At 44.1% G+C, this 24,508-nt stretch carries 22 protein-coding genes; 11 read left to right on the top strand and 11 right to left on the bottom strand.

The features are described from left to right. Positions 1–2 precede the first annotated feature (2 nt). From MSP8886_RS01150 to manD, 5 genes are all read right to left on the bottom strand, one after another. On the bottom strand, positions 3–1,283 hold the full coding sequence (locus MSP8886_RS01150; protein ID WP_067011855.1) for a TRAP transporter large permease: 1,281 nt from the start codon (positions 1,281–1,283) through the stop codon (positions 3–5). Position 1,284: 1 nt separating this feature from the next. Further along, a complete protein-coding gene (locus MSP8886_RS01145; RefSeq protein ID WP_067011853.1) occupies positions 1,285–1,785 on the bottom strand; it encodes a TRAP transporter small permease in 501 nt (166 codons plus the stop codon). A 49-nt stretch (positions 1,786–1,834) separates the two neighbouring features. Further along, complete coding sequence (locus tag MSP8886_RS01140) at positions 1,835–2,800, bottom strand: C4-dicarboxylate TRAP transporter substrate-binding protein (RefSeq protein WP_067011851.1); 966 nt, start codon at positions 2,798–2,800, stop codon at positions 1,835–1,837. Positions 2,801–2,893: 93 nt separating this feature from the next. After that, positions 2,894–3,913 carry a Zn-dependent oxidoreductase gene (locus MSP8886_RS01135; RefSeq protein WP_067011848.1) on the bottom strand — a complete coding sequence of 340 codons (1,020 nt, stop codon included), beginning with the start codon at positions 3,911–3,913 and terminating at the stop codon, positions 2,894–2,896. Between the two features lie 6 nt (positions 3,914–3,919). Continuing rightward, a complete protein-coding gene (gene manD, locus MSP8886_RS01130) occupies positions 3,920–5,131 on the bottom strand; it encodes a D-mannonate dehydratase ManD (protein ID WP_067011846.1) in 1,212 nt (403 codons plus the stop codon). Between the two features lie 203 nt (positions 5,132–5,334). Between manD and MSP8886_RS01125 the strand changes: the two genes are divergently transcribed. Then, entirely contained in the window at positions 5,335–6,057 is a 723-nt protein-coding gene (locus tag MSP8886_RS01125; protein ID WP_067011844.1) for an FCD domain-containing protein, read from the top strand. 18 nt (positions 6,058–6,075) lie between these two features. Here the strand turns inward: MSP8886_RS01125 and MSP8886_RS01120 are convergent, their stop codons facing one another. Beyond that, complete coding sequence (locus tag MSP8886_RS01120) at positions 6,076–7,020, bottom strand: LysR family transcriptional regulator (protein ID WP_067011842.1); 945 nt, start codon at positions 7,018–7,020, stop codon at positions 6,076–6,078. Between the two features lie 659 nt (positions 7,021–7,679). Here MSP8886_RS01120 and MSP8886_RS01115 point away from each other — a divergent pair. The 3 genes from MSP8886_RS01115 to MSP8886_RS01105 all read left to right on the top strand — a co-directional run bounded on the left by MSP8886_RS01115 (position 7,680) and on the right by MSP8886_RS01105 (position 10,747). Next, the gene (locus MSP8886_RS01115) at positions 7,680–8,714 is read left to right on the top strand and encodes a TRAP transporter substrate-binding protein (protein ID WP_067011840.1); all 1,035 of its coding nucleotides are present in this window, start codon (positions 7,680–7,682) and stop codon (positions 8,712–8,714) included. A gap of 162 nt (positions 8,715–8,876) precedes the next feature. Beyond that, positions 8,877–9,428: a TRAP transporter small permease subunit gene (locus MSP8886_RS01110; RefSeq protein ID WP_067011838.1), complete on the top strand. Its 552-nt coding sequence runs from the start codon at positions 8,877–8,879 to the stop codon at positions 9,426–9,428. Continuing rightward, a complete protein-coding gene (locus MSP8886_RS01105) occupies positions 9,428–10,747 on the top strand; it encodes a TRAP transporter large permease (protein ID WP_217491091.1) in 1,320 nt (439 codons plus the stop codon). The genes MSP8886_RS01110 and MSP8886_RS01105 overlap by 1 nt, the downstream gene beginning before the upstream one ends. Positions 10,748–10,802: 55 nt before the next feature. Here MSP8886_RS01105 and MSP8886_RS01100 read toward each other — a convergent pair whose 3' ends face one another. Beyond that, positions 10,803–12,293, bottom strand: coding sequence for a glycosyltransferase family 39 protein (locus tag MSP8886_RS01100; RefSeq protein ID WP_067011836.1), 1,491 nt, complete (start codon positions 12,291–12,293; stop codon positions 10,803–10,805). A 387-nt stretch (positions 12,294–12,680) separates the two neighbouring features. Then, complete coding sequence (fabF, locus tag MSP8886_RS01095; protein ID WP_067011834.1) at positions 12,681–13,955, bottom strand: beta-ketoacyl-ACP synthase II; 1,275 nt, start codon at positions 13,953–13,955, stop codon at positions 12,681–12,683. A 159-nt stretch (positions 13,956–14,114) separates the two neighbouring features. Between fabF and MSP8886_RS01090 the strand changes: the two genes are divergently transcribed. Further along, a complete protein-coding gene (locus MSP8886_RS01090) occupies positions 14,115–14,726 on the top strand; it encodes a TetR/AcrR family transcriptional regulator (protein ID WP_067011832.1) in 612 nt (203 codons plus the stop codon). Between the two features lie 9 nt (positions 14,727–14,735). On the opposite strand, the gene MSP8886_RS22065 is transcribed toward MSP8886_RS01090, so the two are convergent. Together MSP8886_RS22065 and cysQ are read right to left on the bottom strand one after the other, a co-directional pair. Then, the gene (locus tag MSP8886_RS22065) at positions 14,736–14,948 is read right to left on the bottom strand and encodes a type 2 periplasmic-binding domain-containing protein (protein WP_175365236.1); all 213 of its coding nucleotides are present in this window, start codon (positions 14,946–14,948) and stop codon (positions 14,736–14,738) included. 126 nt (positions 14,949–15,074) lie between these two features. Further along, positions 15,075–15,929, bottom strand: a complete 855-nt coding sequence (gene cysQ / locus MSP8886_RS01085; protein ID WP_067011830.1) for a 3'(2'),5'-bisphosphate nucleotidase CysQ — start codon at positions 15,927–15,929, stop codon at positions 15,075–15,077. 45 nt (positions 15,930–15,974) lie between these two features. Between cysQ and MSP8886_RS01080 the strand changes: the two genes are divergently transcribed. After that, positions 15,975–16,394: an RNA-binding S4 domain-containing protein gene (locus MSP8886_RS01080; protein ID WP_067011828.1), complete on the top strand. Its 420-nt coding sequence runs from the start codon at positions 15,975–15,977 to the stop codon at positions 16,392–16,394. 75 nt (positions 16,395–16,469) lie between these two features. On the opposite strand, the gene dprA is transcribed toward MSP8886_RS01080, so the two are convergent. Continuing rightward, positions 16,470–17,900 (bottom strand): DNA-processing protein DprA, encoded by a 1,431-nt coding sequence (dprA, locus tag MSP8886_RS01075; RefSeq protein WP_083200704.1) that lies wholly within the window; start codon positions 17,898–17,900, stop codon positions 16,470–16,472. Positions 17,901–18,196: 296 nt separating this feature from the next. Between dprA and def the strand changes: the two genes are divergently transcribed. The 5 genes from def to MSP8886_RS01050 all read left to right on the top strand — a co-directional run bounded on the left by def (position 18,197) and on the right by MSP8886_RS01050 (position 24,481). Then, the gene (def, locus tag MSP8886_RS01070) at positions 18,197–18,703 is read left to right on the top strand and encodes a peptide deformylase (RefSeq protein ID WP_067011826.1); all 507 of its coding nucleotides are present in this window, start codon (positions 18,197–18,199) and stop codon (positions 18,701–18,703) included. 120 nt (positions 18,704–18,823) lie between these two features. Beyond that, complete coding sequence (fmt, locus tag MSP8886_RS01065) at positions 18,824–19,807, top strand: methionyl-tRNA formyltransferase (protein WP_067011824.1); 984 nt, start codon at positions 18,824–18,826, stop codon at positions 19,805–19,807. A gap of 5 nt (positions 19,808–19,812) precedes the next feature. After that, positions 19,813–21,207: a 16S rRNA (cytosine(967)-C(5))-methyltransferase RsmB gene (gene rsmB / locus MSP8886_RS01060; RefSeq protein ID WP_083200703.1), complete on the top strand. Its 1,395-nt coding sequence runs from the start codon at positions 19,813–19,815 to the stop codon at positions 21,205–21,207. Between the two features lie 365 nt (positions 21,208–21,572). Then, the gene (trkA, locus tag MSP8886_RS01055) at positions 21,573–22,946 is read left to right on the top strand and encodes a Trk system potassium transporter TrkA (protein ID WP_067011822.1); all 1,374 of its coding nucleotides are present in this window, start codon (positions 21,573–21,575) and stop codon (positions 22,944–22,946) included. A gap of 86 nt (positions 22,947–23,032) precedes the next feature. After that, a complete protein-coding gene (locus MSP8886_RS01050) occupies positions 23,033–24,481 on the top strand; it encodes a TrkH family potassium uptake protein (RefSeq protein ID WP_067011820.1) in 1,449 nt (482 codons plus the stop codon). Positions 24,482–24,508: the final 27 nt, after the last annotated feature.

The following is a 24,508-nucleotide window of genomic DNA, read 5'->3' as shown; positions in this document are numbered from 1 at the left end:
TCTTACTCCATTAAAGTAGAAGGCAGCATCAAAGATATCTCAGGAAACAAAGTTAAAATAATTAAAAACAATATGAAGGTCATAATAAATGGCAGTGAGGATTTGAAAAAATCTTCCGTTTTACACTTCAACAAACTGCATACGGTAAACATACAGATACCAACAGGAGGCGTGTTTGCTCCGATGAGAATGGTTGTTGTCATAATTATACCAACATGTACAGGATCGTAACCAATTGAGGTCAAAACAGGTAAGATAATTGGAGTCAATAGGAGTATACAAACCGAACCATCTAGAATCATTCCGAAAAATAATACGAGCAATAAACACAAGGCTAATATCAAATAATGGTTGGTAGTGATCCTTGAAATGAAATCTCCTGCTGCGACAGGTAGTTGCTCTAATATGATGGCATACCCTAATGCCCCAGCAGCCATTATCAAGAACATCACCATACCTAAGTCGACGGCCGAGTTTTTTAACGCCTTTTTCAGACCATAAAAAGATAACTCTTTGTAAACCCAGCGCCCCACAATCAATGCATAAACCACGATAAAAGCACCAGCTTCACTAGGAGTAAAAAGGCCAAGTCGAATAACAAATAGTAAAAAAACAGGGAATAACAACGCCCAAATATTGATTTTCGCGCTATGAGATACCTCTTTGAACTTAGGCAATCCCGGTAGTTCAGGTTGTATTTTATAACGTTTTGCAATCCACCAACTTAGCATCATCTGCATAACCGTTAGTAGTAATCCAGGGATGATACCCGCTAAAAAAAGCTTACCGATTGATACATTTCCGACAAAACCAAATAGAATCAAGCTAATGCTAGGAGGAAATAGACCGGTAATAAGAGAGCTAAAGGCAATCACATTAGCAGAATAAGGAACAGGATAGCCTTTACGCGCCATCTCTGGTCCAATCAATCGACTTTGCATGGAAGCATCAGCCACAGCAGACCCAGAGACACCTCCAAGGATGGCACTCATAAAGATAGATATTTGCGCTAAACCACCCGACATCCAGCCCACAACATAGCGAGTAAAATGAAAAAGGCGGGCAGCAATGCCCGTTTCATTCATAATGTTACCAACTAGAATAAATAACGGCACCGCCAGTAACGCAAAATTCTGCGTAGGCGAGGCTATTTTTTGATAAAAAATAGTAAATGGTAACTCACCAATAAAGTAAAAATAGACAGCTGATGATATTAAAATTGAAAAAGAGACGGGCATACCTATGAGAATTAAGACAAAAAACACTATGCTTAATGTTAACATCTTATACCTCTGCCTTTTCTTCTTTAAATTTATAACATCCTATTTTTTTTATACAGGTTTCTATTTGAGCCATGATGGTAATAGACATCAAGAACATGGAGATTGGAATAATCGGCATCACATATCTGTATGGAATGCCAGTCGCATTAAACATCCTAAACCTATACACTTGAATCAACTCCATACCTCTACTAATAGAAAAGAGGGTAAAGCCTAACATCAGTATAAGTACTAATAATTGAATGATGTTTTGTGTCTTTTCGCTTAGTTTTTCGACAAGGTATGTTATCCCAATATGTTGTTTTTTCTTTAGCGTTATATCGACACATAAAAAACAAATAAGCATGAAGAGTATTTTGGCAATTTCAATAGACCAAATTATTGGATATCCCAAACTTCTTGATACAGCGGAGCAAAATACAAGTGCAACAATTAATGATAAAACAATCTGAGACAAAACAACTTCTAGGCGATAAATATATCGGCTTATTTTATTAAACATAAAAGCTCCTAAAGCTCAATTTAATAATGAACTACCATTTTTAGGTTTATCATTTTAAGCTTGCTTCTACTTTTTTATATTCCGACTCCAGCCCTAATTCTTTAAATAATCCTTTGCTATTTTCTTTAAATTTATTGACATCAACGGGGTGAAAGATCATTCCATGCTTAACAGACTCTTGAATATAATGCTTCTCATTTTTAATAATTTCATTAGTCACCAAATTGCCTGCATCAAATGCTTTTTCTTTTAGTAATTTTTGATATTTTTCGGGCAAAGATTTTAGCCAATGATCTCCTACAACAAGATATGTCATTAAATATGCATGATCTGTTGGTTGAATATATTTAGCGACTTCATATAGCTTGGAATCATAAAATGCGGCAGGATGAACTTCTACACCATCAATTACTTTTTGCTGTAATGCGGTATAGACTTCGTTCCACGGCATAGGTGTTGCTGTCCCTCCTAGCACTTCAACGGTTTTAATACCAATCTTTGAATCTGCCGCTCTAATACGCATACCTTTTACATCAGCAGGTGTTGATACCGGTTTTTTTGTAATTAACATTCTGGTTCCCTGAAACCAGTTCGCAGAAAGAATATCTAACCCACCTTTTTTTTGTAATTTCGCTTCTAATTTTTTGAAAGCATCTGATCTATAGTATTTTTGAGCTTGCTTTAAAGAGTCAAAAATATAAGGGCTGGCCAACACACCAAAATCATTAACATAATTCTGTAAACGTGATGGATCCGCCATCATAGAGACATTAGAGCCCGCTCTAGCTTGCTCAATTAAGTCACCTGTTCCTCCAAGAGAGCCACTCGGGAAAACGTTAATCTTAATATCCCCATGGGAGGCAGACTCTACTTGTTTTTTAAAATAATACAGTCCTTTGGTTAGCGGGTTGTTTGGTGCCAACACCGTACTCATATTTAGCGTGTACGAGGCAGCATGAGCCGACAAGCTAATAAGTGATACAGATGCTATTAACCATGTTCTTTTGATCGTCATAATCGTCTCCGTTGTTTTTTATTTTTATTTTTATTTCATGAGACATGCGGTCTCGTTATGAACTTCTCGTGCAAAAATTAATTAATCACTCACTCATCTCATCTCCACAAGCACTTTACGAGTCAGTTCAGGGTGGTTTTCCATTAGCTGAATCCCTTCAGAGATACTGTCTAATGAGATGCGGTGGCTAATAAGCGCGAGTGGATCCAAACGGCCAGTTGAAATCATTTCCAGCACATAAGGAAAACGTTTGTTATTCAGACGAGAGCCCACAATGGTTAGCTCTTTTTTAATCACTTCAATTTGTGCCAGATCACTCGGCGTCGCACTAAAACCTAACAAGCCAACACGGCCTGCAGGGCAAGCAATGCGTAGAATTTCAGGCAATAAGGCGGGGATGCAAGCCGCATCAGCAATCAAAGGTACACCTTCTCCGTTCATCCATTCTTGGATACAGTCCTCTACCTTTTGCTCTTTGCTGTTAATGGTGTCAGTCGCGCCCAAGGACTTGGCGGCGGCTAATCGCTCCTCAACAATGTCAGTGACAATAATGCGCTCAATGCCCATGGCCTTAGCCACTTGCACAATAGTCAAACCGATCACTCCTGCACCATAGACCAGCAAGGTATCCCCAGGAATGGGCGCCATACGAGAGAGCACATTCGCAGCAATAGAGTAAGGCTCCACTAAAGCGGCCTGCTCAAGGCTCACATTGTCAGGCAGCTTTATAATATTGCTGGCAGGGGCACTGGTAAACTCACCAAAACCACCATTACGGTGCACGCCAAATACTTGTAAGTTAGCGCACACATTCGAACGGCCAGCTCGACAGGCATAACATTTCCCGCAACCAATAACCGGATCGACACAGACATGATCGCCAACCGATACATGGTCAACACCGTCTCCTACCGCCGCTACGACACCGGAAAACTCATGACCCGTAATGCGAGGAAACTGCACAAAGGGGTTCTGTCCGTGAATGATATGGAGATCAGACCCACAGATCCCAGCAAAAGAGGTTTTGATTAACACTTCTCCCGCTTCAACAACAGGTCTATCTATATCGATCAGTGCATAGTCATTAACGTTTGCAACTTGGAAAGCTTTCATAATCGGTTACCAATTCCAGATGGTGCCATCTTCCAAGCGATTTACCGGAAGATAAGCAGGTTGATAGGGATATTTCGCTGCTAACACTTCATCAATATCAACGCCGTGGCCCGGCACTTCCCCAGGAGTAAAGAAGCCGTCGTTAAATTGATAGGCATGCGGAAATACAAGATCGGTTTCTTCTGTGTGGGGCATGTGCTCTTGAATACCAAAATTTGGTACCCAAGAATCAAAGTGCAATGCGGCCCCCATCGTGATCGGCGACAAATCCGTCGCACCATGAAAACCAGTTTTGACATGAAAATTAGCGGCAAAATCGGCAATACGACGCACATTGGTGATACCACCCGCGTGACTAATGGTAGCTCGAAGATAATCGATCAATTGCCTTTGGATCAGCTCCTGACAGTCGGACAGGCTGTTAAATACCTCGCCGATCGCCAATGGCGTAGTCGTATGCTGACGAATCCATTCATAAGAAGACTGATTTTCTACTGGTGTACAGTCTTCTAGCCAGAATAGGTGATAAGGCTCGACGTCTTTACCTAATCGGCCTGCTTGAATTGGCGTCAGGCGATGATGAACATCATGAAGAATATGTAGATCCTCACCAAATTCTTTGCGAACGGCGGCAAATAAAGAAGGGACGTGATTTAGGTATTTCTCAGTCGACCAAACATGTTCGGCAGGTAAGGAAGAGTCCGCTGGTTCATATGGCTGACCAGGGGTTTTCGATACACCATAGGTGGTTGGTATACCAGGAATCCCGCATTGAACTCGTACTGCTTTGTAACCTCTATCAACATGCTTTTGGACTTCTTCAAGACAAGAATCAATATCTAGCCCTGTCGCGTGCCCATACACCATGACTTTATCGCGACTTTTCCCACCGAGTAGTTGGTACAGTGGCATACCAGCCACTTTGGCTTTAATATCCCATAAGGCCACATCAACGGCCGCGATAGATGTCATCCCAACAGGGCCACGGCGCCAATAAGCGCCTCTATATAAGTATTGCCAGATATCTTCTATACGATGGGGATCTTTGCCAATAAGGGTAGGAATGACATGATCTTCAAGGTAAGCAACGACGGACTTTTCACGGCCATTTAACGTCGCATCACCGATTCCGTATACGCCCTCGTCCGTCTCAATTTTTATAGTAACCAGATTACGACCAGGGCAGGTTACAATCACTTTTGCAGAACAAATCTTCATAAAAGGTACCTGATTATTTTTTTGGTATACCAAAATAAGAAATTGTACTAAACTTAACGGAATAAAAAGCAAAAAACAAGACCAAAATTCAAATTTGGCATACCAATATAATGGATAAGCCTTTGATATTTTGTAGTCTTATTGATTTTATTAACAAAATTAGAAAATTGGCATACCAAAATCACTAAACAAAAGACAGTACTATGGCAGAACGACTTTATAGAGAGATCGGCGAAAAAATAAAATTGGAAATCATAAAATCCAAACTAAAAGTAGGGGATAAACTGCCGACAGAGCGCATCTACGCAGAACTGTTTGGTGTGAGCAGAACCCTAGTAAGGGAAGCCTTCATTATGCTGGAGATAGAAAAGCTAATTGAGGTAAAAAAAGGCTCTGGCAGCTATTTAAAAAGCCAGATATCCAACCAGCAAAGCAGTAAAATCTCGGATGTGGGTCCCTTTGAGTTACTGCAAGCCAGACAAGTACTGGAAAGCTCCATTGCAGCCTGTGCCGCACACTCCATTACCAAAGCAGACTTGAACGCACTACAGGTAACATTAGATTTAGAAAGCTCGGAGCTTAACTCAGTCGAAAAAGCCAATGCGGCAGACCGAGATTTCCATCTTTTAATTGCCAAAGCAACGCAAAACACCTTATTGCTGGATACCGCTACCCGCTTGTGGGATATGCGGGATGAAAACTCCATGTGGCAACAGCTACATGAGCGTATAAAAGATTCGTCATACCATGGCAAATGGTTGGATGATCATCAGCAAGTATTTGATCAACTCAGAAAACGCAATGCAGAGGGTGCAAGACAGGCCATGTGGCAACATTTAGAGAACGTGAAACAAACCTTGTTTGAACTATCTGATACAGATGCTCCCAATTTTGATGGGTATTTATTTGCCAATCCACAGCATTAATTCGTACGGGATCTCTGATCAGTAAGGTGCTTCATCTATCTGTTCGAGATCGAAGACACTACGAATTTGATTAATAAACAATTCGCGTGGTTTATTAGGTTGGGCGGTTTTTTTAGTCGTCACGGCGACCCCCAGGTTGTAGTGGCGTGTCTGAGTCGCAACGGCGACAATCTGCCCAGCGTCCACGTATGGTTTGGCGTATAACTCAGGTAAAAAACCAATATAACGACCTGATAAAATCAAGGCTAAACGGCTGTCATAAAAATAACTGATAGCCGCCAATTTCACATGGGATATTTGTTCGCTGGCTTGTTCATGGTGCTTCAAGCCTGCGTGGGAAGCGGGGAAATGGTCTATCTCTTGTTCTTGCTTTTTCTTCGACATAGCCACGAGCGGATGATCTTTTGCCGCATACACAAAGCAGTTGTCGCTGTATAAATGGATGTAGTCCAAGCCATCTAACTTGCGGTGATAGGGAATAAAACCCACATCCGCCTCATCATTGAGAATCATCCTTTCGATATTCGTCATTGACGCCACGTTCGTGGTAATAAACACCTCTGGTGCCGCTTGGGAAAAAGCTCGAATCAGCTCAGGGAAGCGACTGCGCGAATCCAGACTCACTTTATCCGATAAGGCAATGCGCAACTGTCCAGTTAAACTGGCATTCAGGTTATTCACTGTGGTACGAAAGGCGTCCAGCGACTCCAATAATTGTTCCGTCATTTGGTAAATAATGACACCTTCTTCCGTTAGGGAAAAACCGCCTCGACCACGCTTACAAAGCACTAGGTTCAAACGGGACTCTAAATTTGAAATATGCAAACTGATGGTTGAACGGCCAATATTAAGGGCGGTTTCTGCCGCCGAAAAACCACCGCAATCCACCACGGTTTTAAATACCTTTAATTGCTTGATTTCGTAGTCACCAACCTGACCCAACGAATAATTCTTTGTGCTCATGGCTCCCCCTGATAGCAATATCGCACTTTTTGTAAGTCATTATTTTCCTAGTGCAATCCACAGCAAAGTCTACCAGAAGCCCTGATAGAAAGGGGATAGCATGAAGACGAATAGCAGACAAATATCACCACAAATGGATACAGATAATTAGTAGAGCTAAATAAGACAACACAAACACACTCAGACCAATCAGAAAAGCAAAGGCTGTGATATATAGCAAGGCCACTTTCAATAAGATGGCTACCAAAGGAAGGGGAGCACTAATAGTGTGCATTGGTGATTGTGACGCTTACACTTCTTGTTTGATTTTTCTGTACAAGTATCGGCAAATAGTAAACTGATACCGCGTTTTATTGTATAAAATCAGTCATATTCGTCAATTTATTGTCATTATATTGATATCGATTAAAAGTCGATCTTTCAACTAAATTTGCACTATATTGAGTCGGTTTTTATCCAAGATAGTGCATGAAAAGAAACGCCATTTATTTGATTTATTTGTATTTTTTATAGTTTTACTTTGTTTGGTGAAAACAAAACTTTAGGTGGATAAGGCACGATTTAACCTTTTAATGGTTTTTGAAAACATCGAAATAAGGACGATATGTTATATTTTTGTCACATTTATTTGCAAAATCCAATAATAAGGAAGTCATTTCATGCTTAAGACCGTAAAAAAACTAAAACAGCACCTAGTAGCAAGCTCTCTCGCCGTCGCTCTTAGCGTCGGAGCGATCGCTTCAAGCGCCGTTCATGCCGCTGAGTACAACTGGCGTTTTGCTAACCTATACAGCCGTGGCACTGCTTTTGGCGCAGTCTACGAAGGTTTGGCAAAAAACATCGAAGTAATGTCGAATGGCCGAATTAAAGTACAAGTACTTTACTCTGGCGAAGGTGTCGGCTCTTCCGGCATTTTTGGTGCGGTGAAAACCGGTCTCATCACCATGGGGGCACCATTCCAGTCACTCAATGCAGGGGAGCTGCCTGCCGGTATCGTCGAAATCGGTCTGCCTGGTGGCACCAATGATGTGGGCGATCTAAGCACGTTGTTCTACGAAAAAGGCTGGGCACCCATTCTGAAAAAAGCCTATGGCGAGCAAGGCCTAGTTTGGCTTGATCCTTACATTCAGCCTGCAGTGTACGTCATCACTAAAAAGCCAATTAACTCCATTGCCGATTTCAAAGGCTTGAAAATCCGTGCACCAGGGGCTTACGGTAAATTCCTCCGTAACTTAGGAGCTTCTCCAGTGTCTCTAGCTTGGTCTGAGATCTATACCAGTCTTTCCACAGGCGTGATTGACGGCTCTATCGGCTCAAACATGATTGACCACCGCGATGGCAACCACGTTGAAGTGGCAAAATACATGTACCCATTACCGCTTGCTGGCGCTCAAGTCTTACCGATCATCGTCAACCAAAGTGCCTGGAATAAGTTGCCAACGGACCTCAAAGCCATTGTCAAAGCAGCAACGGCCGTTCATGCCCAAGAACAAATGACGAAGTCTCGTTTATGGGAATCTCAAGCGGTTGCCGATATGGAAGCCAAAGGTTTGCAATGGAGCCCTGAACCAAGTGCTGCCGATAAAGCCGCTTGGAAAGCAGCGGGAGCCAAACTGATGGACGAATACGCAGCCCAAGATGAGTACAGCAAAGAGCTGATCGATATTCTGCGTAAAGATCAAGCTAATGACTAATTAGGTTCACTCACTTTATCAAGCAGGCAGCCATTGATTTGAGGGTAAACAATGGCTGCCTTTCGCTTTTTTCGTTCCACCCCGATCTAACTATGTTGATAACGGCCCGCCATTCGTCATGTAGTGGCAGGGCAAAGCGCTCAACCTAACAGGTATAAAACCATGATAATGACTGCGATTAGGTATTACTGCCTAGGAGTCCACGCATTGGTGGCTTTCATCGGAAAATCTGTTTCCTATTTAATGCCCATTTTGGCATTTGTCGTCGCGTTTGAAGTCTTTTGCCGCTATGTACTCAGCCATCCAACCGTCTGGGCCCACGATACCGCTTTATTCCTTTTTGGCTACATAGCCGCCCTTGGCGGTGCTTATGTGCAGCAACAACGGGCTCATATTAACGTCGACATTTTATATAACAAAGTATCGCCACGTATGCGCAGTCTATTCAATATGGTCTCTTTTATATTGGCGCTCTTCTTTGTCTTATTAGTTTGCAAAATGAGCATTGGCAAATTCGAAGAAGCGCTGAAGTTTAACTACCGTCGTCAAAGTGAATGGGCACCACACATGCACCATTACTGGCTCATGATGTCCGTCGCCAGTGGACTACTGGCCTTACAACTCGTTAGCGACTGGGTAGAAGAGTGTTACCACTTGTTGACCGGCAAACAACTGCTTCCCGAGAACATTCGACATACCGAGGAACACGCCTAATGATCAGTATCGAAGTGTTAACTGGCATACTCTTTGTCTGTGTTATCGCCGCATTCGCTTTAGGGGCCCCCGTTGGCCTCGCCTTAGGCGGTATTGCCATGGGCATCGGCTATGCAACTTGGGGGGAGGCTCTTTTTAACGTTATCCCAACCACACTGGAAGACACCTATTTCAGCTTTATCTTGCTTGCCATTCCTTTATACATTTATATGGGGCAACTGCTCACTCGTTCAGGCATTGGCGATGCGATGTTCAACGCCAGTCAGATGCTAATTGGCCGGGTTCGAGGTTCGTTAGCCATCAGCGTCATTGTTGTCTGCTCGATGATTGGCGCAATGGTAGGCATTATTGGGGCCGGTATTATGACCTCCGGCAGTATTGCTCTGAAACCCATGCTGGACCGAGGCTATGACAAGCGTTTAGCCCTTGGCGTGATTATGGCGGGCGGCGGCTTGGGGATTTTGATTCCTCCCAGCATCCCCATGATCATGTTTGCTTCATCCACACAGAACTCAGTAGGGCGCATGTTCATCGGAGCCCTAATTCCCGCACTGATCACCATCGTCCTATTAATCGCTTATGTGGTGATCTCCTGCAAATTAAATCCGCAACGTGCGCCACTAGATGTTGCCCCTGACAACCCACCCACAACAAAAGAAAAGTTCCTTACTGCCCGTGATGGCTTGTTGTCTTTGCTGCTGATTATTGCCGTATTGGGTAGCATTATTATGGGGATCGCCACACCAACGGAGTCCGGTGCAATTGGCGTCGTCGGGGCGATGATTTTAGCCATCCTCTTTAAACGTTTTAAACCTCGCATGGTACAAAAGGCGGGCATGCAAGCGGCACTGTTGGTCAGTGTCGCCATGTGGATCATCTTTGGCGCCTCCGTGTTCAGTAACTTCCATTTATTGATGGGGGTACAAAGCATGGTAGCAGGCTTTACTCAGGATTTAGGTTGGCCACCTATTGTCGTCATCATGATGTTTCAAGTGATTATGTTGCTGCTGGGGTTCATTATCGATGAATTTATCATCGTTTTGATGTGTGCACCTATCTTCACCCCTATTGCGGTGTCTCTCGGCTACGACCCAATTTGGTTTGGTATCTTGATGATTTTAAACATTGAGATTGCCGTACAAACCCCACCTTATGGCTTTGCCTTGTTCTATTTAAAAGGCATTGCCCCTCCGGGGATTACCATGTTGGATATCTACAAATCCATCACGCCGTTTGTTCTAATCAAACTCTTGGTGCTTATCATTGTGATGTTGATGCCAGAGCTCGTGACTTGGCTACCGAATAAATTGATGAGTTAATCTTTGCTAAAGGTGGCGTTTTTACACAAATAAAAACGCCACGTTACGACTATCCCTAGTTGGGGCTAACAATACCTAAACAGACACGCTGGGCGGTTTTGTTCGGAGATGGCTGAAAGGTGACCTCTTCTTGGATTGCAGGTTTAAAGCCTTTCCATTCGTTGGTAAAGTCTGAGAAGGCTCCTTTTTGACATCCTTCACCCACCTTGCCCAACACCAGTACTCCCTGACGTTCGATCGTTTGAGCACTAATATGAGGGTTATAAATACTATCCTGAGCCTCATCACGCCATGTATTCGTTACCTGAGGGTGGGAGCCTATATAAAACGTTAACCACTGTGACAACTTCGCGCCGCCCACCAGTGTTAATGGCTTTTCGGTATTCAGTTCCCAAAAAGTAATCGCTTCATCACTAAAGGTTTTAATGCCACTAAAATGCTTACCGGCATTTTTAATATTTAATGACATCACCAGGATATAACCTGCAAACAGAATCAGCGCGAAGGCCATTAAAATATTAAAGAGACGACGTAGATGCCGCTCAACGCCTTTTGAAAAAAAGCCAACTAATACAGCAGGAGCCGCCATAAAAAAGGGCTGTAACCATTCGGTCAAACGTTCCCCTTGATGGAAACTAAACCATCCCATAATCACAGCTAAAGGCACTAACAGAACCCCAGCACTCAGATATACTTGTTCAGGAACACGCCAAGTCAAGTGACTCATTTGTCGACCTAATAGCGCCGCGACGAACAGCAAAGGATAAAAAACGGATAAAAAAGGTAACCAGTTTTCTGCACTCAAATGGGGAGACATTTCACTGCCAACCCACTTAACTGCAGCAAAGTTGTGATTAATCAACCAGAAAACATTTGGCAAAACAAACGCTAAAAAGCATAGCATGCCAGCATAAAAGTAGGGGCTTTGCCAACAGCGACGCACCGAAGGAACGGTAAGGGTAAAGAAAAAGATCATGCCCACGAGGCAAATAGAGGTGTATTTTGACATGGTCGCCAGACCGAGCAGCACCCCTAATAATACCCACCACTTAGGTGAGTCATACACGGCCTTAATAAACAACAATCCGATCCAAGGCCAAGAGCCAAATAGCAGGAAGTTATCGTTATATGGAATCACATCGACGTTAATCACAGTCGATAAATTCAACGTCAGCATAGCGAACCAAGCCAACGGTCGAGAATCCGTCAACTTATAAGCAAGACAATAGCAGCCTAGCATACCAATGCCAGTAACAAAGAAATGGCTAGCGTACCAATAAAACGCCGACAGTGAAGCCGAGTGCAGGTTGTATAGCGGCTTGAAAAAGGTCCCGATCATCCAAGGATTTTTTGGACTACCCCACTCATTATTAACAGCCCAATTTAATGCCTCTATAGCATCATAGGGGACCGCCGGATCCAGTGAAAAAGACGCCAATGCCCAAGCCGTGGCATAGATAAAACACCAAATACACGCCGCTCGATAGGCATATACCTTTGCGGTAGCAGGAGTGGATGAGGGAAAATACACAGTGGAGAAACGCATAAAGAAATCTTCCCTAAAAGAGTTAGTCAGATCATCATGACTAAATACGGTAAAACAAAGGATCTCAATATCATTACCACGCCATATCCACGCCTTGTAATGATGGATAACGGTGTTCGGGTCTTATAATTTGACCAGTGATGGAGGCAATATAATCATTAATTAGCGGGGGAAAAAGATATTAGAGAGAAAATATCTTTTCTTTGCTACATAGAAGGCATTTGGGACATTTCCTTGCACTAATGCATAAAAAAGAGCATTAAAAGCAAAAAAGACGACCGGATAAAGTCGTCTTTTTTATTTTGATAATATGTCATTTATCTGCGATGCAGCGAGAAAGAAAGTGAATACTAACTTACAGAAAAAGCATTGATTTAAATAGTAAGCTTAAGCCGTGTAACGCTTCAATAATAAAGCCGCATTGACGCCACCGAAGCCAAAGCCGTTAGACAACACGTATTCCACTTCTTTTTGACGCGCCACTAGCGGTACAAAATCCAAATCTTCCATACCCTCGTCAGCATGATGCATATTCAAGGTAGGTGGTAACATAGAGGTCATAATGGCTTGGGCACTAAAAATACTTTCAATACCACCAGCCGCTCCTAGCAAATGTCCAGTCGCAGACTTGGTGGAAGAAATCGCAACCTTGGTTACATAGTCGCCAAACACACTGCGCAGAGCATTGACTTCACCACGATCACCCACTGGCGTTGAAGTGGCGTGGGCATTAACATAGCCAATTTGCGACACGTCAATGCCCGCCATCTTGATCGCCGCTTTCATTGCACGAGCTGCACCATCGCCATCTTCAGGGCCGGATGTTAGATGATAAGCATCACCACTGGTACCATAGCCGACAATTTCAACCAAAGGTTTGGCTCCACGAGCCAAAGCATGCTCTAAGGTTTCGATCACAATCAGCCCAGAACCTTCCCCAATAACAAAGCCTTCACGGTCTTTATCGAACGGACGAGACGCTTCAGCAGGTGCATCGTTACGTGTTGATAAGGCTTTTAGGGCACCAAATCCGCCAATTGACAAAGGATCGATACAGCCCTCGGCACCACCCGCGAGTGCCACTTTCGCTTCGCCAGTCAGGATCATACGCACGGCATCACCGATGGCTTGCACACCAGCGGCACAGGCCGTCACAGGAGCCCCCAATGGGCCTTTAAAGCCATATTTGATGGAAACGTTACCGGCGGCTAAATTTGCCAAGAAACTGGGTACCGTGAAAGGTGAAAGACGACGGGCACCTTGCTCATTTAAAATATTGTGGGCATTGGTTAACGCAGGCAAACCACCGATTCCAGTACCGATGACGGTTGCGGTTGATTCTTTTTCTTCATCTGTTTCAGGAAACCAATTAGCCTGTTTTAGTGCTTCTTCTGCAGCGGCTAAGGCATACAGAGTAAACAAATCGATACGTTTGCGTTCTTTAGGCGTCATGTAATCGTCTTCGTTTAAGCCATTTTCTTGCTCTGTATGGCTTGGTACCTGACCCGCGATTTTTGTCCCTAAGTTTTCGACCATTTCAGCTGGTAAAGGACGAATACCAGATTCTCCCTTAATTAAACGGTTCCAAACGGCACTAACGCCTAAGCCTAAAGGAGAGACGATCCCCATTCCAGTAATGACAATACGCTCTTTAATCGACATAATGACCTCTTAGCAATAGATACACTTATTGATATTCATTCTGTCGTGATGAATATCAAAGAAAACAAATAACAATCTCGCAAATGATTTCGACGAGAAGAAAGTCTTCATGCTAAAGTAGCGTTATATATGATCAAGATAATATTTAGGAGACTAAATATGCCATACAGCCCAAAGCATAAAGAAAAGACACGACAGCGAATTCTCCAATCGGCGGCAAAGCTGTTTTGCGCCCACGGATTTGATCGCGTCACACTGCATCAGATCATGAAACAAGCCAACATGACCCATGGCGCTTTTTACGCACATTTTTCTGGCAAGAGCAGTCTTTATGAAGCGGCCATGCAATTTGCTGCTTCACACGCCTTTTGGGCTCGGGATGACAAACAAACCGAAGGCAAAGAAACTCATCTAAAAGCCATGGTCACCCGCTATCTTAGCTGGAGTCGAAATGACAAGGAGCATCCATCACCACTGGAGTTTCTTGTTACTGATGCTGCCCACACGGAAGAAAAGGTACGTCAAGCCTATCAAGCCTGTTTCGATAGTCTTGTTGAGCGCCTTGCTGGCATTCTCAAAAAACGCGGCAGCCAAGACGCGGAAACACTGGCAGAAGAAACGGTCGTATCACTGGTAGGTACCGTTGCGATTGCGCGTTCGTTTACCCAACCACTGCAAAATGACTTTTTAAAACGCGCCCAAGAACGCATCGTCAATCGCCTCAACAGCGGCTTCCAAAAAGAAGACGACAGCGACCTGGTGAAAGGCTGACAATTTACCCTAATAAACCCAGCGTGGGAAAGCTTGCTTAAGTTTAGTAAGGAAGCAGGGCCGGCCGGCAGGAGTACGAACCGTCATGCCTAAGCCCACTTCTGTTGCAGCCCATATCCCCGATAAACTATGACTAGAGATCACAATTCGCCATGGAATTTCTCTTGCGTCTAACGCCTTTATCACCGCCTCACGCAGTAAACAGGGACTTTCAAATAACACGGTGTATCTAGAGTTCACTCGAGTTTTTCAGGATGAGTAAACACTCACTTATCCTGAACGGATTCGAGTAAAGAGTCTATTTAATCAACAAGCTTTGAGGGTATTGAGTGGGCAAAGCAACGTCCATTAGTCTTCTTCGTCCTTATCATGGAGCTGATACCAATCCAGCACATGAGGAGCGAGCTCGTGGCCTGAGACGAAGAAGTGACCGTTGAGTAGAGTTTCTCTTTGGTTATAGCGAAAGGGTTTGCCCTCTGGTGTGACAAGCATACCACCAGCTGCTTCAATGATGGCTTGTTGTGCCGCCGTATCCCACTCGCTGGTGGGCCCACGACGCAGATGAAGGTCCGCAATACCTTCGGCAATTCGACAACCTTTTATCGAACTGCCTTTAGGGAGCTCGCGTACTTGGTCATACGTCCCTTTAAGGGTTTCTTTTAAATCGGCTGGTAAGGCAGGGCCATGACTACGACTGGTCATCACGATAATCGGATCCCGTGGCTCTCGCATTTTAATGCTTTCAAAATCCTTGCCATGCCATTTCACTGCTCCGATGGGCAAGCCTTGATACGATTGCGTCACGCCAAAGTAGCCCTCAGAAGTCGTCGGTAGATACACCATTCCTAGAATCGGTTGTCCATTTTCAACCAATGCAATATTAATGCTGAACTCGCCATTACGCTTGATAAACTCTTTGGTACCGTCTAACGGATCAACGATCCATAGTAATGACCATTTAGAACGCTCAGAATAGGGAGCCACCCCTTCTTCAGACAGCACTGGAATCGCTGGTGTCAACGTTTGCAAACCAGCAAGTATGACATTGTGCGCTGCCAGATCCGCTGCGGTAACAGGGCTGTCGTCGGACTTTTGCTCGACACCGAGATCTGCACGTTGATAAATTTGCATGATCACATCGGCGGCATCGTGTATTATTTTTTGCAGAGCTTGGAAAAAAGGGTGATGATTTACATCCTGCATAACAGCCTCTAACATAAACTACAAACTGGATCGATATTGTCTCATATGAGTAAAGCAGAAAAGCAGTCAACACCACAAGCAGTTAGATTGGATAAATGGCTTTGGGCGGCACGTTTTTATAAAACCCGCTCACTTTGTAAGGATGCTATTGATGGTGGCAAGGTCACGTACAATGGTGCCAAGGGTAAAGCAAGTCGTAATGTGGAAGTGGGGGCGTTAATTGGCTTACGCTTAGGCTGGGATGAAAAGGTCGTCAAAGTGCTCGCCATCAGTGAACAACGTCGCGGGGCACCAGAGGCACAAATGCTTTATGAAGAAACGCCAGAATCCATTGAAAAAAGAGAAAAGCGTTCACTTCAAAACAAATCTTTCGGTGGTCGAATCATGTCAGACCATAAACCAAACAAGAAAGAGCGACGTGATATTAGGCAATTGAAAAAAGATATTTTCAGCGATCAGGATTAGTGCAGTTTTTCCAAGGTACGTTTTCCCACTTCCAACGTCCCATACACTAGCTCAAGGTCTCATAATACAACGTACCTAACAGCGTTCGTACCTGCCGTTATAGTTAACAATGCAGGTACTTAATTCTAACTCCATTAATGCTTGCATGAGCGCTTGTGCAGTTAATTGCGTATGCCGGATCAGAGCATCAAAATCCAAAGCTTGAGTGTCTTCTTCTAATAAGTTCGCAACCATTTTTGCCTCTTTAGAAAGACTCTCTGGCAAGGAAGTTATCGAGCGTTTCATATCACACTCGAGTTTATCTTTATCAGGCACATTAAGATCACTGGATGTGTCATGTAAATTTGGCTTTCTTCCCAATGTTCCATGTGAAACATTTTGTTTTTCTTCCGAGATATTTTGCAGCAGAGCAGGGCACTCAGTAAAAATGTCATTAACATTTCGAATCAGAATTGCCCCTTGGCGAATAAGTTGATGACACCCTTCCGATTGGGAATCCACCACACGACCGGGTAAAGCAAACACTTCTCTATTTTGTTGCATGGCGTAATTTGCACTAATCAATGAACCACTTTTTGGCGAGGCCTCCGCGACCAAAATCCCCGAACTTAATCCACTAATAATACGATTTCTAGGTGGGAAGAGATGAGCACGTACCTCTGTCATTAAAGGGTACTCACTCAACAATACACCACCTTGAGTTAAAATCGACTCAAACAGTTTTGTGTTTTGCTTAGGGTAACGGTGAAGTAACCCCGTCCCCATCACTGCTATAGTCGGTGTTGCTTTTCCGTTGAGGGCCCCTTGATGGGCAGCCGTATCAATGCCACGAGCACCACCACTGACTACACAAACACCTCGTTTTGCAAGTTGCTCTGCCATTTGCAAGATGGCTTCTCGGCCATAGCCAGTACAATGACGCGCTCCAACAATGCCAACTTTAGGCTTAGACAAACCAGCCAAAGCCCCTTCTACATATAAAAAAGTTGGCGCTACCGATATCTGTTTTAGTGCTTCAGGATAAGATGGATGATGCTGAAAAATCACATGATGATCTGGCTTTTCCAACCAGTCTAAGCTTATCTCACGCTTTTGATTTTGCTCTTCCGTTAGCAGCCCATGATCAAGATAAGACATGGCTTCACGGGCGGTTATTTCTGGCCACTTTAAGGATCGTAATAACTCATAAGTAATCGAATGATTAGAGTCTTGACTGTATGGCTCAGACTCAGTTGGTAAATCACTCTCAAATAGATTACCTGAAACAGACGAGTGCGTTGATTCAGAGAACATTGATTCAGAAAAGCAGGACGAACCTGTCGCGAGCTGCTCTAGATAAGTGTACAAACGAGAGAGGCGGGAAGGGCCTATGCCAGTAAGGAAACTCAGACAAAGCCAATCTTCTTCGCTAAGAAAAGCACAAGGGTTATTCAATGAAACATCGTTACTAGAAGGAGTGTCATTAGAATGGGAAGAGGGCAAAGTGGATAAATGAGAGACTGTCATGTTGTTGCGATCCTTGCGCTGTATAAAACTAAAGAGAAAAACTAAGCGACGCCATCCTATGGCATGGCTTTGAAAATCGCATTTTTCAGATGCTATGTCTAGAAATAGACCAACTCTATCAAGGCAATTCTTTTTTATTGACCAAAAAACCGCCATCATAACGCTGCCCAATAGGACAAGTTGCGTTACAATAGGCTCATATCAACGCCGTGCATGAGCACGCAAAAAACGAATGCGCAGTGAGTACTTGCGTATTTAGAGACTCAGAATAGACAAAGAAGATACTGGACAAGATCATGGCTGTGTTACCCGTACTAGAATATCCTGATCCGCGTTTGCGCAAAGTCGCAGAGCCGATTACAGAATTTACTGACGCATTGCAAAAACAAATCGACGACATGTTTGACACCATGTACGAAGAAAAAGGCTTAGGCCTAGCGGCAACGCAAGTAGACTATCATTACCGCTTAGTCGTAATGGATTTCTCCGAAGACCATACGGATCCTTTGGTATTTATCAATCCAGAGTTTGATATAGTGGACGAAGAACCGAATGAGTGCCAAGAAGGCTGCTTGTCAGTTCCTGGCTACTACGAGCATATTTACCGTGCGGCAAAAGTGAAAGTAAAAGCATTAGATCGTCATGGCAAACCTTTTGAAATGGAAGTCGACAAGTTGCTTGCGGTATGCGTTCAGCATGAAGTCGATCACTTAGACGGTAAGCTAATGGTAGATTACCTATCTCCACTTAAGCGCAATCGCATCAAGACGAAGCTGCAAAAAGCCGCTAAAAAACGCGACTAGTTGCCTTCACTTTCGTCTATCTAGATTTTAAAAAGCGATTAGCCGAAACGCTTAACTTCGATTTCACATATCTCAAAATCAGGCCTCGGCCTGATTTTTTTGTTAAGGAAGCAAAATACTATGACATTTTCACCACTTCGCATTGTTTTTGCCGGCACCCCAGACTTTGCTGCTGCCAGCTTACAGGCGCTGTTAGATACTCAAGAGACAAATCACTATCACATCGTTGGTGTCTACACACAGCCAGATCGACCAGCGGGACGAGGTCAAAAACTTCTTGCTAGCCCAGTGAAACAATTAGCCTTGTCTCACCACCTTCCGGTCTTTCAGCCAGTGAACTTTAAAGCAGACCAAGATAAAGCAGAATTGGCCGCCTTAAATGCCGACATTATGATCGTAGCGGCCTATGGCATCATTCTTCCTAAAGCGGTATTAGACATTCCTAAAATGGGATGCATTAATGTGCATGGCTCTATTTTACCTCGTTGGCGTGGTGCTGCTCCGATTCACCGTGCGGTGATCGCCGGGGATGATGAAACGGGGATTACCATCATGCAAATGGATGAAGGATTAGACACAGGAGACATGCTGTTAAAAGCCTACTGCGATATCAAAATTACCGATACTTCCGGTAGTCTTCATGACAAACTAGCCAAACTCGGCGGCAGTGCGTTGGTTGATGCTTTAGAAAAAATCAAAGCAGGGGAGCTGACACCGGAAAAACAAGATGATGGCCTGAGTTGTTATGCTGCCAAATTAACTAAGCAAGAGGCGGAAATCAACTGGGATGAATCAGCAATATTAATCGAGCGTAAAATACGTGGCTTATCGCCTTGGCCTGTCGCCTATACTCAAAGTAGCCAGGGTGTTATGAAAATCCATCAAGCAGAACTTGCCGATGTGAGTGCTGATACCTCATCCCCTGGTGATATTTTAGTGGTCAGTAAGCAGGGAGTCATCGTCGCAACAGGCAATGGCACCATCCGCTTAACCGAAATTCAGTTTCCAGGCGGCAAGCGTATGAAAGTACAAGACGCATTAAATGGTAAACATAAAGAAGCCATTCAAATTGGCCAATGCTTAGGTCTCAGTTCAGTAGAGTAAATAATATGACATTTTCTAATAAGAAAGTCACAGACAGCAATACCAATGAAGCACTGTCCATTCAACGCAGTGCTCGTCAGGTCGCGATACAGGTAATGACCAGCGTACTACGCCAACAAGGCTCCCTAAGTACGCAGTTAGCGCGCCATCAACAGGATGTGTCTAGTGAGCATATTCCTCTTCTCAAAGAATTGTGCTTTGGTGTTTGCCGTCAGTATCCTCTTCTTAATAGCATCGCCTTACACTTGCTTAGTCATCCTTTTGAGGAGAAAGACACCGACTTGTATGCCACCTTATTACTCGGCTTGTACCAATTAGGCTACATGAATACACCAGACCATGCAGCGGTGCATGAAACGGTAGAAGCCTGTCGGTTACTCAAAAAAGACTGGGCAACCAAGTTAATGAACGCCGTATTGCGCCGTTATCAACGTGAGGCGGATGAGATTATTGAACAATTAGAAGCCATGCCTTCTGTTGAATATAACCATCCAAAATGGTTAGTCAAACGCTTTGCTAAACATTGGCCTGAGCAGTTTGAACAAATCATTGAAGCAGGTAACAGCCATCCGCCCATGTGTATTCGTGTAAACACAAGTACCGTTTCACGTGAAACATATATTGAAAACTTAACCGAAAAGGGAATAGATGCAACCATTGGTCAAGCCTCACCATCAGCTTTGTATCTAAGATCTGCTATAAAAGTGACAGAGTTACCTGATTTCGAAAAGGGCTTTTCCAGCGTTCAAGATGAATCCGCACAACTCGCCGCTCATATTCTAGCGCCTCAGGTGGGAGAGAAAGTCCTTGATGCATGCGCTGCACCTGGAGGGAAAACAGGACACTTGCTGGAGTTTGCCGCCAGCCATCAAAACACAGAGGCCATTCTCGATCTCACCGCCGTCGAGTTAGAGCCTTGGCGGTTAGAAAAAATCGAAGCGAACTTAGAACGCATAGGACTCATGGCAAACCTGCAGTGTGCAGATGCCAGCAATCTATCCGCTTGGTGGGATGGTAAGGCATTTGACAAAATTCTACTCGATGTCCCTTGCTCTGCTACGGGGGTTATTCGTCGTAATCCCGATATTAAGATCAGCCGTAAGCCTGCCGATATTGATGAATTATCCGCTATTCAAAAACACATTATCGAGCAGGTATGGCAAACACTTAAACCTAGTGGCTATCTTTTATATGCCACTTGTTCCTTAATGCCGGAAGAAAACGAACAGCAAATTGCCGCGTTTTTAGCAGCCCATGATGACGCCATTGAAGTACCACTGAATGCACTAAACCCCGATCTGAAAATTGAGTGGGGGACCGCAGCTAATCATGGTCGCCAGCTTTTCCCTACCCTAAAAGGTCACGATGGCTTCTACTATTGTTTGCTGAAAAAGAAATGATTGTTAGCTGAAAAAGAAAATGGTGTTTAGCAGTTTCCAAAAAAGTGCTTTATGGAAACTGCTAAAAGTCTAATACCAGCTTAGGTATTTAGGGGTAAGAAAGGAAAGGACTAAGATAGATACGTTCCATGTGAAACACCTCTACCTTAGTCCCGACATTCGATCCAGATCCAGCACTCTCATCCTAGGACTAAGGATCATGAATTTTTTTGTGCTTTTCTAGTTTATACCGCTAATTATTATTTTGATGTAAAGAGCATTAAGCCTAACATATAGGAAGTATGAGTTTAGGGCATATCGTATGGCCCTAACACCATTTACCATTAAGTTAGATAATATAAATAAGACGTGCTTTAAGGCAGACTATGAAAATCATCATTATCGGAGCAGGCCAGGTTGGCGCAACGCTCGCAGAAAACCTCGCGAATGAAGACAACGACATTACGGTTATTGATACGGATTTAGTCCGCCTTAGAGAATTACAAGATCGGCTCGATATCCAAACGGTCGAAGGAAGTGGTTCACATCCAGATGTACTCGAGCAGGCAGGGTGTAATGACGCGGATATGCTCATTGCCGTTAGTAACCAAGACGAAACCAATATGGTCGCTTGCCAAGTGGCTCACACTTTGTTTAAAACACCGACCAAGATTGGCCGAGTACGCTCCAGTGCTTATGCAAAATACCCCGAATTATTCAGTGATCAAGCGCTCCCGATCGATGTCAGAATCAGTCCGGAAAAAGAAGTCACCAAACATTTAAGCCGTTTGATTCGTTACCCTGGTGCACTACAGGTGATGGAGTTTGCCAATGGCAAAGTACAACTTGTGGTCATCAAAGCCGAAAAGGGCGGTCCATTGATCGATCAACCCATCAGCTATTTACGAGAGCACATGCCGTCAATTCAGACACGTATTGCGGCGATTTATCGCGATGGCGCATCGATCAAACCCGATGGCAACACACGGATTCATGCCAACGATGAAGTGTTTTTCCTGACAGCGCAGCGAGATGTGTTGGATGTCATGAGTGAGTTACGTCCCCTTGATACACCATACCGTCGTATCATTATCGCCGGTGGTGGTAACATTGGTGAGCGTCTGGCCCACAGTCTTGAAAAAGAATATCGTGTAAAAATCATTGAGCGTAATCCAGAACGTTGCCGCTATCTATCCGAAACATTGGATAAGACCATAGTGCTAAATGGCGATGCTTCTAGAAAAGAGCTTTTACAGGAAGAGAACATTGAGTCTACTGATGTATTCTGCGCGCTGACCAACAACGATGAAGCGAATATCATGTCGTCCATGTTGGCTAAAGTATTGGGCGTGCGCACGGTTATGACCATCATCAATAACCCCGCTTATGTGGACATCGTCCAAGAAGGCATGATCGATATCGCCATTTCGCCCCAACAAACGACAATCAGTTCCTTGCTAACTTATATCCGTCGAGGCGATGTCGTCAACGTACACTCCATGCGAAAAGGGGCCGCAGAAGCACTGGAAGCAGTAGCACATGGTGATTATCGATCTTCCAAAGTAGTCGGTAGAAGCATAGCTAAAGTGAACTTACCGGAAGGCGCTACCATCGCGGCGATTGTACGTGAGGACGATGTGATTTTGGCAACTGGGGATGTCATCATTCAAGCAGAGGATCATGTCATCATCTTTGTCTCCAACAAAAAGCAAATCCCTGCGGTTGAACAATTATTCCAAGTTGGGCTGTCTTTCTTTTAAAGGGGTTGCGAGTCTTAAATTAGAAAACTCATCCAATAGAAAATTAGAGTAAGACTTTCAAGACAATCAGGTGCTAGGAAGCGAATATGCATTTTCGAGTAATTTTACGCGTCATTGGGTTATTGGTCATGGTGTTTAGCCTATCGATCTTGCCACCCATTATTGTCTCCCTGATTTATCACGATGGCGAGTTAGACTCTTTTTTATATGCTATGGCCATCAATCTCTTATGTGGTTTTGTACTTTGGTTTCCGGTACGGAAAAACCGCGGAGAGTTGAAAATCCGTGATGGCTTTTTAATTACGGTGTTATTTTGGACGGTACTAGGCTTGTTTGGTTCTGTACCTTTCTTTCTCGCCACGCAGCCTGATCTGAGTTTTACCGACTCTCTGTTTGAGTCGGTTTCTGGTCTCACCACTACAGGGGCCACTATTCTAACGGGCATAGACAATTTGCCTAAATCCATCCTGTTATATCGCCAATTACTAACCTGGTTAGGAGGCATGGGGATTATCGTATTGGCGGTTGCCATCATGCCTATGTTAGGAATCGGAGGCATGCAACTCTATCGAGCCGAGACACCAGGGCCTGTTAAAGACTCGAAATTAACCCCTCGTATTGCTGAAACAGCCAAAGCACTGTGGTACATCTATGCCACACTAACCATCCTCTGTGCTCTTGGGTATTGGTTAGCGGGTATGGATGTATTCGATGCCATTTGCCATAGCTTTTCTACCGTAGCAATTGGTGGCTTTTCGACACACGACGATAGTATTGGCTATTTTAATAGCATTAGCATCGAGATGATCGCTACCTTTTTTATGATCGTCTCCGCTTTTAACTTCGCATTACATTTTCATGCATGGCGCCATAAAAGCGTTTGGCACTATCTAGCAGATCCTGAAGCACGCTTCTTCTTGTTTATTTTGGCCTGTACCATTACCTTATCAGTGATCGTATTAGGAATGACCTCAACCTATGATTGGGGCACGTCACTACGCTACGCTGTCTTTGAGTCGGTTTCTATTGCCACCACCTCAGGCTTCGGCACAGCGAACTTTGCCACTTGGCCTCACTTTTTACCTTTCTTATTGATCATCACTTCCTTTGCAGGAGGCTGTGCTAGTTCCACAGGGGGAGGAATGAAGGTCATCCGTATTCTCTTAATCCTTAAGCAGGGCCTACGAGAGATCCAGCGTTTGATTCACCCCAACGCGATCATTCCTGTGAAAGTAGGCGGAAAAGCCATTCCAGAGCGTGTGGTTTCTGCAGTATGGGGATTCTTTTCTGCCTATCTATTGGTGTATGTCATACTAATGGTCGGGCTAATGGCAACAGGCGTTGACCAAGTAACGGCATGGTCAGCTGTAGCGGCGACTCTCAATAACTTAGGGCCCGGGTTAGGCAGTGTCTCCAGTACTTATGCAGGCATCAACGATTCGGCAAAATGGATGCTGTGCTTTGCCATGTTACTTGGGCGCTTAGAAGTCTTTACTTTGCTGGTATTATTCACACCAATGTTTTGGCAAAAGTAACGGTTACATGGATTAGCATGACAAGAG

The sequence above is a fragment of the Marinomonas spartinae genome, from assembly GCF_900089775.1.
GTDB lineage: Bacteria > Pseudomonadota > Gammaproteobacteria > Pseudomonadales > Marinomonadaceae > Marinomonas > Marinomonas spartinae.
Note: the sequence above shows the minus strand (reverse complement) of the source record. Positions and strands in the feature narration are given on the sequence as shown.